The sequence below is a fragment of the Halomonas rhizosphaerae genome (assembly GCF_030010555.1).
In the GTDB taxonomy this organism is placed as follows: Bacteria; Pseudomonadota; Gammaproteobacteria; order Pseudomonadales; family Halomonadaceae; genus Halomonas; species Halomonas rhizosphaerae.
The window spans coordinates 1-9,023 of record NZ_JASCQP010000029.1; the positions used below are offsets into that span (position 1 = coordinate 1).

At 68.9% G+C, this 9,023-nt stretch carries 8 protein-coding genes; 6 read left to right on the forward strand and 2 right to left on the reverse strand.

Annotation, left to right across the window (positions count from 1 at the left end; all coding sequences use genetic code 11):
* On the reverse strand, positions 1 to 2,966 hold a 2,966-nt coding region (rne, locus tag QLQ83_RS14175; protein WP_282736169.1), incomplete at its 3' end, for a ribonuclease E.
* A 562-nt stretch (positions 2,967 to 3,528) separates the two neighbouring features.
* Between rne and QLQ83_RS14180 the strand changes: the two genes are divergently transcribed.
* The 3 genes from QLQ83_RS14180 to sppA are packed head-to-tail and all read left to right on the forward strand — an operon-like array spanning position 3,529 to position 6,247.
* Positions 3,529 to 4,476, forward strand: a complete 948-nt coding sequence (locus QLQ83_RS14180; RefSeq protein WP_282736170.1) for an RluA family pseudouridine synthase — start codon at positions 3,529 to 3,531, stop codon at positions 4,474 to 4,476.
* A 12-nt stretch (positions 4,477 to 4,488) separates the two neighbouring features.
* Positions 4,489 to 5,139: an HAD-IA family hydrolase gene (locus QLQ83_RS14185; protein ID WP_282736171.1), complete on the forward strand. Its 651-nt coding sequence runs from the start codon at positions 4,489 to 4,491 to the stop codon at positions 5,137 to 5,139.
* A 22-nt stretch (positions 5,140 to 5,161) separates the two neighbouring features.
* Positions 5,162 to 6,247: a signal peptide peptidase SppA gene (gene sppA / locus QLQ83_RS14190; RefSeq protein WP_282736172.1), complete on the forward strand. Its 1,086-nt coding sequence runs from the start codon at positions 5,162 to 5,164 to the stop codon at positions 6,245 to 6,247.
* Positions 6,248 to 6,474: 227 nt separating this feature from the next.
* Here the strand turns inward: sppA and QLQ83_RS14195 are convergent, their stop codons facing one another.
* Positions 6,475 to 7,068: a Maf family protein gene (locus tag QLQ83_RS14195; RefSeq protein WP_282736173.1), complete on the reverse strand. Its 594-nt coding sequence runs from the start codon at positions 7,066 to 7,068 to the stop codon at positions 6,475 to 6,477.
* Positions 7,069 to 7,198: 130 nt separating this feature from the next.
* Here QLQ83_RS14195 and QLQ83_RS14200 point away from each other — a divergent pair, with 130 nt between their 5' ends.
* The 3 genes from QLQ83_RS14200 to plsX form a co-directional block, all read left to right on the forward strand.
* Positions 7,199 to 7,726 carry a YceD family protein gene (locus QLQ83_RS14200; protein ID WP_282736174.1) on the forward strand — a complete coding sequence of 176 codons (528 nt, stop codon included), beginning with the start codon at positions 7,199 to 7,201 and terminating at the stop codon, positions 7,724 to 7,726.
* 32 nt (positions 7,727 to 7,758) lie between these two features.
* The gene (gene rpmF, locus QLQ83_RS14205; RefSeq protein WP_106229211.1) at positions 7,759 to 7,929 is read left to right on the forward strand and encodes a 50S ribosomal protein L32; all 171 of its coding nucleotides are present in this window, start codon (positions 7,759 to 7,761) and stop codon (positions 7,927 to 7,929) included.
* A gap of 37 nt (positions 7,930 to 7,966) precedes the next feature.
* Positions 7,967 to 9,023: phosphate acyltransferase PlsX (plsX, locus tag QLQ83_RS14210; RefSeq protein ID WP_282736175.1), on the forward strand; the 1,057-nt coding region annotated here is incomplete at its 3' end.

Consider the following 9,023-nt stretch of genomic DNA (forward strand, 5'->3'; position numbering starts at 1 on the left):
TCGCTGTCGGTCTTCGCTTCGGCAGCTTTCTCGGCGGGCTTCTGCTCCGCCTTCGGCGTCTCTGCTTTGGGCTCGGACTCGGCCTTCGCTTCGGCAGGTTTCTGCTCGGGCTTGGCCGCCTGGCCGCTTGGCTGCTTGGCTGCCTCGGTGTCGGTCTTCGCTTCGGCAGGCTTCTGCTCGGCCTTCGGTGCCTCGGCCTTGGCAGGATTCTCGGTCGGCTTCTGCTCCGCCTTCGGCGCCTCTGCTTTGGGCTCGGACTCGGCCTTCGCTTCGGCAGGTTTCTGCTCGGGCTTGGCCGCCTGGCCGCTTGGCTGCTTGGCTGCCGCGGTGTCGGTCCTCGCTGCCGCAGCCTTCTCGACGGGCTTCTGCTCCGCCTTGTGCGCATCCGGCTTGGGTTCGGCCTTGGCCGCCTGGCCGCTTGGCTGCTTGGCCGCGTCTGACTCGGCCTTTGCGTCGGCTGGCTTCTGCTCGGCCTTGGCCTCATCCGGTGTGGGCTCGGCCTTCGATGCTTCGGCAAGCTTCTCGTCCGACTTCTGCTCAGGCTTGGGCGCCTCTGCCTTCGGCTCGGTGCGTCTCTCCGCTGGCTTGGCCTCGCCCTTGGGCGACTCGACCTGGGGGGCGTCTGTCGTCTCTACCGGCATGGCCGCGGCGGTTTCGGCCTGCAGGCGCTGCTGCTCGGCCTCCGCCTTGGGGTTGATGGCGTGCTTGCGCGTGCGTTGGCGCGGGTTGTTGCGAGTGCGCTTGGGCTTGCCGTCATCCACCGGGGCCTCCGCCGCTGCCGGCTTCTCGGCACGCTTTTCGCTCGGCGTCTCGGCCGGCTTGTCGCTGCCTTTCTGGCGGCGTGCGTCGTCGCGGGGTTTCTCGTCGCGGGGTTTCTGGTCACGGGACCTGTCATCGCGGGGCTTGTCATCGCGAGCCTTCGGCGCCTCCTGCTGGCGCGCCTGGCGACCCTCGTCGGGGCGACCGCCGCGTCCACGGCCGCCGCGGCTGCCGCGATTGTCACGGTTTTCGCTACCTTCCGCCTTGCCCTCGCCACGCTCGCCTTCCTGGCGTGGCGAGCTGCGACGCTCCTCGCTGCGCGGGCGACGCTGGCGGCCGTTGCGGCCACCGCGCTCATCCTCGCGCTGGGCGGGCTTGCGCGAACCCGGCTCGCCTCGCGACTCGCCTGAGCGGGCGGACGGCTTCGGCTCGGTCCCGGCAGGTGCCTCGTCGCTGCCGAGCAGCTTGGCCAGGCCCTTGACCAGGCGACCCAGCACCCCGGCCTGGGGTTCGACGACGGGCGGTGCAGCCGGCGCCCTGGCCGCTGCCTTGGGCGGTACCGGGGCCGGGGCCTCCTCCTCCTGCAGGGACGCGGGCGCCGGTTCGTGGTGGATCACCGTCTTCACGGCGGCCTCGGCGCGCTGGACCGGCTTGCCGAAGGCGGCCTCCGGCTCCTTGCCGACCTCGGTGTCGGTGGAGAGCTCGAAGCTGGACAGGGTGGTGGCACCTTCCTCGTCCACATGGTCGTCGCGCAGGCGCTGGACGTCGTAGTGGGGCGTGTCCATGTCCGGATTGGGCAGCATCACCACGCGTACGCCCTGGCGCCGTTCGATCTCGGCCAGCACGGCGCGCTTCTCGTTGAGCAGGTAGGTGGCCACCGGCACCGGCAGGATGGCGCGGATCTGGGCACTGCGCTCCTTCATCGCCTCTTCCTCGATGAGGCGCATGATGGAGAGCGAGATGGAGCGCACGTCACGGATCGTGCCCTGGCCGTCGCATCGCGGGCAGACCACGCCGCTGGTCTCGCCCAGCGAGGGGCGCAGACGCTGGCGGGACATCTCCATCAGGCCGAAACGCGAGATGCGACCGATCTGCACCCGGGCGCGGTCGAGCTTGAGCGCGTCGCGCATGCGATTCTCGACCTCGCGCTGATTGCGCGCCGGGCTCATGTCGATGAAGTCGATCACTACCAGGCCGCCGATGTCGCGCAGGCGCAACTGGCGGGCGATCTCGTCGGCCGCCTCCAGGTTGGTCTGTAGTGCGGTCTCCTCGATGTCGCTGCCGCGGGTGGCGCGCGCCGAGTTGATGTCGATGGAGACCAGCGCCTCGGTATGGTCGATGACGATGGAGCCGCCTGAGGGCAGCTTGACCTCGCGCTCGTAGGCGGTCTCGATCTGCGACTCGATCTGGAAGCGCGAGAAGAGCGGGACCTCGTCGACGTAGAGCTTGATCTTCTGCTGATAGGAGGGCATCACCTGGCGGATGAAGGCCAGGGCCTCCTGGTGGACCTGCTCGCTGTCGATCAGCACCTCGCCGATGTCCTGGCGCAGGTAGTCGCGCATGGCGCGGATGATGACGTTGGATTCGCGGTAGATCAGGAAGGGTGCCGGTCGCTTGCCGGCCTCTTCGGTGATCGAATCCCAGACCTGCACCAGGTAGTCCAGGTCCCACTGCAGTTCCTCGGGGGAGCGGCCGATGCCGGCCGTGCGCACGATCAGGCCCATCTTGTCGGGCACGGTCAGTTGGCTCATGGCCTCCTTGAGCTGGCTGCGCTCCTCGCCCTCGATGCGTCGCGAGATGCCGCCGGCCCGGGGGTTGTTGGGCATCAGCACCAGGAAGCGACCGGCCAGGCTGATGAAGGTGGTCAGGGCCGCGCCCTTGTTGCCGCGCTCCTCCTTGTCCACCTGGACGATGACTTCCTGGCCCTCCTTGAGCACTTCCTTGATGCTGGGGCGGCCCGAGGGTTCCTTCAGGAAGTAGTCGCGGGACACCTCCTTGAGGGGCAGGAAGCCGTGGCGGTCGGCACCGAAGTCGACGAAGGCGGCTTCGAGGGAGGGTTCCACCCGGGTGATCTTGCCGCGGTAGATGTTGGCTTTCTTCTGTTCCCGGGCACCGGACTCGATGTCCAGGTCGTAGAGGCGTTGTCCATCGACCAGCGCGACCCGCAGCTCTTCGGGCTGGGTCGCATTGATGAGCATCCGTTTCATGTCGTCTCGCAAGTAGAGACGCGCCGGACGGCGGTCAACGACGGAGGCGAACCGCTGGTTGCTGCGTGCTTGTGCTCAGCGCATGTCGCGGATGCGGTAGTGCGCCCGGCCGTTCGGGTCATCCTTGCACGATGGATCCGACACGGCATGATCATGTTGAGTACGGGGCGGAGGCAGGACATGTCTCGGTGGGACGTCGCCCATCCGGCCCTGCGGTCACCGCCAACACCTGGCATTCATCGATTCGCCAACGCCGGCCTCCGGCACGTTGTTGTACGTATCCCGTGATCTCCGGTCGTGCTGCAGGGAGCGCGACCGAAGCCGGGCGTGGCGTTGTATCGCTTGCTTGTCGGCGGCGGGACCCCGGATTGGCGAGGATCGTCGCGGCCTGATCTTTCGCTCCGGCCTGCGTGTCTGTCGTGCAGGCGCTCTGGCGGGTCGTGACGACCCAGTGAAGCGAGTTGGCAATATAACAGCAAAGGGGGTGGCCAGCAATTGGCGCAGGATGGTCTGCACTGCGGTAGAATGCGCCTTTCAAGCAGGTATCCAGTGGAGTGGCGGCATGGCGGAAGGGCGCGACGTGCAGTGGGTGGAAGTGACCGAGGGCCAGGTCGGCCAGCGGGTCGACAACTTCCTGTTGACGCGCATGAAGGGGGCGCCCAGGGCCCTCATCTACCGCATCGTGCGCAAGGGCGAGGTGCGGGTGAACAAGAAGCGGGTCAAGGCCGACACCCGCCTGGCGCTGGGCGACATGGTGCGGATCCCGCCGCTGCGCCTCACACCCCGCGAGGCGGTCCGCGAGGTCAGCGACAACCTGCGCAACCTGCTCGCCGGCAGCGTGCTGCTGGAGGGGCGCGACTGGCTGGTGATCAACAAGCCCTCGGGGCTCGCCGTGCATGGCGGCAGCGGGGTGAAGATCGGCCTGATCGAGGCGTTGCGCCAGGTGCGCGAGGACCTCGACTTCCTGGAACTGGTCCACCGCCTGGATCGCGACACCTCGGGCTGCCTGCTGCTGGCCAAGTCGCGCCCGGCGCTGCTGGCGCTCAATGCCTCGCTCAAGGAGCGCCAGATGGACAAGCAGTACCTGGCGCTGGTGGCCGGGCGCTGGCCGGCGCGACGCGACTTCGTCAGCGCCCGGCTCGACCGCTTCGAGCTCGCCAACGGCGAGCGACGGGTGCGGGTCGATGCGGCCGGCAAGGTGGCCCGGACGCGCTTCGCAGTGCGCGAGGCCTTCGAGAAGGTCACCCTGGTCGAGGCCGAGCCGGTCACCGGGCGGACCCACCAGATCCGCGTGCATGCGGCCCATGCCGGCCATCCGCTGCTCGGCGACGACAAGTACGGCAGCCGCGAGAGCCAGAGGCTCTCCGCCACACTGGGCCTGTCGCGACTCTTCCTGCACGCCGCGTCCCTGACCTTCCCCGAGCCCAGCAGCGGCCGGCCGGTGAAGATCAAGGCGCCATTGCCCAGTGAGCTCGAGGCGGTGCTTGACCGCACTCGCCAGTCACGCTGACACGGAGGCTTCATGCGCTATCGACTGGCCATCTTCGACTGGGATGGCACCCTGATGGACTCCATCGAACGGATCGTCTCCAGCATGCAGGCGGCCTCCCGGGAGGCCGGCTGGGGCGAGATGGAGGCTGGAGCGATTCGCAACATCATCGGCCTGGGGTTGCCCGAAGCCATCGCCACCCTCTGCCCCGGCATCGACGGCGAGCGTGCCGAGCTGCTGAGGGCACGCTATGCCTACCATTTCGTCGAGGGCGATACCGGCCCCATGCGCTTCTATCCCGGGGTCGAGGCCGGCCTTGCCCGGCTGCGGGGCAGGGCGGACCAGCGCCTGGCCGTGGCCACCGGGAAGAGCCGCCGCGGCCTGGACCGCATCTTCCGCGAGAGCGCCAGCGGTGGCTGGTTCCATGCCAGCCGAACCGCCGACGAGACGCGCTCGAAGCCGCACCCCCGGATGCTCGAGGAGCTCCTCGTCGAGCTCGATGTCGAGGTCGGCGAGGCGGTGATGATCGGCGATACCGAATACGACCTCGAGATGGCCCGGGCACTGGGCATGGATCGGGTGGCGGTGACCTGGGGCGTGCATGCCCCGGCACGCCTTTCTGCCAGCCGGCCGGTGTTCACCGCCGAGGCGGTGCCCGACCTCTTCGACTGGCTGCACGGCTAGCTGACCAAGGGACAGGACGACCATGAGTGATGACGACAAGCGCGACGATCGCTGGACCAGCGGACCGGAGCTGACCCCGGAACAGGCGCACCGGGAGCGCGAGGCGCCGCGGGGCGATGCAGCGCCGCCGCCCGCCGAGGACGCCGAGACGCTTCGCGAGCGCCAGCGCCTGGCCCAGCTGGAGATGATGGATCGCTGGATCGGCGGGGTGCTGGTGGAGCAGCGGCGCTCCCGGCGCTGGAAGCTGTTCTTCCGCTTCTTTTTCTTGCTGCTGATCCTGGCCTCGCTCTCCACCGCCCTCTACGGCATCTTCGGTGCCCCGGGTGCCGGGGCGCCTGCCCAGCCCCATCTCGGTGTCGTCGAGGTCAAGGGGGTGATCGACAGCGATTCGCCAGCCAGCGCCGAGCGCATCATCGAGGGCCTGGAACGGGCCTGGAGGGCGGATGGGGTCGAGGCGGTGGTGCTGCATATCGACAGCCCCGGCGGCAGCCCCGTGCAGTCACAGCGCATCTTCGAGGCGGTGATGCGGTTGCGCGAGTCCGGCGACAAGCCGGTTCTGGCGGTGATCGAGGACATCGGGGCCAGTGGTGCCTACTATGTGGCTGCGGCGGCCGACGAGATCATCGCCGCGCCGGCCAGCCTGGTGGGATCGATCGGGGTCATCCACGCCGGTTTCGGCTTCGAGGAGGCCATCGGGCGCCTGGGCGTCGAGCGTCGTGTCTTCGCGGCCGGCGAGAACAAGGCGTTCCTCGACCCCTTCTCGGAGATCGCCCCATCGCAGCGGGCGTTCTGGCAGGAGGTGCTGACCACCACCCATCGTCAGTTCATCGAGGACGTGCGCGAGGGGCGTGGCGGTCGACTGGCCGACGACGAGCGACTGTTCAGCGGGCTGATCTGGAGTGGCGAACAGGCCCTTGAGCTGGGGCTGGTGGACGGGCTCGACAGCATCGACGGCGTGGCCCGCGCCCGACTCGGCGAGGCACGACTGCGCGATTACACCCCGCGTCTCGACCCCTTCGAGCGAATCTCCCGCCAGTTCGGCCGGGTGGCCATGGAGTGGCTGGGCCTGCCGAGGGGCGAGTCGCCGGTGCGCTATCAGGTCTACTAGCGCCTCCTTCTTAGCTCGCGGCTTTCCCGGCGACAGCTCTGCGAGGGGGCGCTGTGAACCCCTCCCTGGGCGCTACCGATGCCCTGCTTCGCTCTCGCGTCCTGCTCCGCTTGCAGGTCCGGTGCTGGCCCTCCTTGGCCAGCCCGTTCGGAGCAATGCTCCTCACCCCTGGCATAGGACCCCCTCTACGACCTGTCCCCGGCGCCGCTCTCTGTAGCGGCGCCGGCTTACTGAGTGTTGGGTCCGAGAGGGTCCAGCCCGGCGTCGCGCAGCAGCTCGCAGAGCCGGATCAGCGGAAGGCCGATCAGGGTGTTCGGGTCATCCCCCTCGAGCTTCTCGAACAGGGCAATGCCCAGCCCCTCCATGCGAAAGCTGCCGGCGCTGTCCAGGGGCTTTTCCCTCTCCACGTAGTGAGCGATCTCGCCCTCGCTCAGGTGGCGGAACACCACGTCATAGGTCTCGTGACAGACCCGGTGGCAGCCTTGCCCGGTGTCGAGCAGCGCCAGGCCGGTAAGGAAGCGCACGCGGTGGCCGGAGAAGCGGGCCAGGGTGGCGCGGGCCGTGGCCGCGTCACCGGGCTTGCCGAGGATCTCGCCGTCGAACAGTGCCACCTGGTCGGAGCCGATGATCAGGTGCTCAGGCCAGCGGTCGGCCAGCCGCTCGGCCTTGGTCAGCGCCAGGCGGTGGACCAGGGCCTCGGGCGCCTCGCCCGGGCGCGGCGTCTCGTCGATGTCGGGGCTCTCCCAGGCATAAGGGATCTCCAGGCGGTCAAGCAGCTGACGGCGCCAGCGCGAGCCCGAGGCAAGGATCAGACGGGGCATGGGCATTCTCCGGAATGGGTCGAGGGAAACGGCGAGTCGGCGGCGCCGGTCCTGGCGCCTCGCCACCATGGTAACCCGGGACGATGGCGGCTTTGACAGGGGCAGGGGGAGTGCCTATCATTGCGCGCCTATGTTGACCTCAAGACTCCCCGGCAGGGTCGAGCCCTACAAGCTCGCGGCCCGTGCCGAACACCTGGAAGGCCTGGTGGCGCTCGCCGAGATGGCGCGACTCGCCGAGGAAATCGGCGCCCAGTCCGGTGATGCCCAGGTATGGCTGGATTTTGCCATCGATCCCCAGGGTCGACGGGAGATCCGTGGCCATTTGAAGGCCGAGCTGCAGCTGCCGTGCCGGCGCTGCCTCGAGCCCATGGCGCAACAGGTCGAGAGCGCATTCCGGCTGGGAATGGTCACCAGTGACGCCCTGGCCGCGGAGCTGCCGAGCACCCACGAGCCGGTGCTGGTGGAAAACGAACAGCTGAACCTGCTGGCGGTGGTCGAGGATGAGCTCATCCTCAGCCTGCCCCAGGTGGTTTACCACGACGAGGCCGAGTGTCCGGTCTCGCGCGACCAGCTGAACAGCGGGGAGGCGACCGACGATTCGGCCAGCGCCCCGGCGAGCCCTTTCGATGTGCTGCGGCAGATCAAGGGCAAACCCTGATACATCCTCGTTTCACTCTGGAGTGACAACCCATGGCAGTTCAACAGAACCGCAAGACCCGTTCCAAGCGCGGCATGCGTCGTAGCCACGACGCTCTCACCGCTCCGGCCCTGTCCCAGGACAAGGAGACCGGCACCACCCACCTGCGCCACCATGTGTCGCCGGACGGCTTCTACCGTGGCCGCAAGGTCGTCGACGCCTGACGCGACGGCACACGGATGGTAATGGCTGGCCGTTGACGTGCGGATCGCCATCGATGCGATGGGCGGGGACCTCGGTCCCCGTCCGGCCGTCTTGGGCTCCGCCGCGGCCGTCCGTGCCGACCCCGATCTCGAGCTCTGGCTGTTCGGCCCCGCCGAGCTGCTTGAGGGCGAGATAGCTCGCCTGCCGCGGCAGCTTGCCGCGGCGGCGTCGCGTCTGCGGGTCGGCGATGCCCCGGCGGTCGTCCAGCAGTCCCAGCGACCCAGCGAGGCGCTGCGTCACGGCGGCGATACCAGCATGGCGCGGATGCTCGACTGTGTTGCCGGTGGCGACGCCGTGGCCGGGGTCAGCGCCGGCAACACCGGCGCCCTGATGGCGCTGGCCCGGCGTGCCCTGGGTACGGTGGCGGGGATTCCACGTCCGGCCATCAGCACCGCCATTCCCACGCGTGATCTGGGTCGCTGCTACCTGCTCGACCTGGGCGCCAACGTGGAGGCCAGTGCCGAGCGCCTGGTCGACTTCGCCCTGATGGGGGAGGTGATGGCGCGCCATGTGGATGGCCTCGTGGCACCGCGGGTGGCGCTGCTCAATGTCGGTGTCGAGGGTACCAAGGGCACGCGCAGCGTTCGCGATGCCGATGCCTGGCTGCGCCGTCATCCCGACATCGCCTACTTGGGGTACGTGGAGGGCGACGGGATCTTCAGCGGTGCCGCGGACGTGGTGGTCTGCGACGGCTTCGTCGGCAACGCCGTGCTCAAGGCCAGCGAGGGCCTGGCGCGGCTGCTGGTCGAGCGAGTCCAGGCGACCTTCGAGGCCCACTGGAGCAGCCGGGTGGTGGGGCTGCTCGCCCGTCCGGCGCTGCGTCGACTCAAGGGCGAGCTCGATCCCGTGCGCTACAATGGCGCCAGCCTGCTGGGGCTGGCCGGGATCGTGATCAAGAGCCATGGCAGCGCCGATGCCACGGGCTTTCGCTATGCGGTGCAGCGGGCGGTGAACGAGGTGAGGCGCGACCTCCCGAGTCGGCTGGCCGCGGAACTGGACCACCACCGGTCCCCTGTCGATTCGGCCGTCCTCGGCCGAACCGAGAGTGGACCCA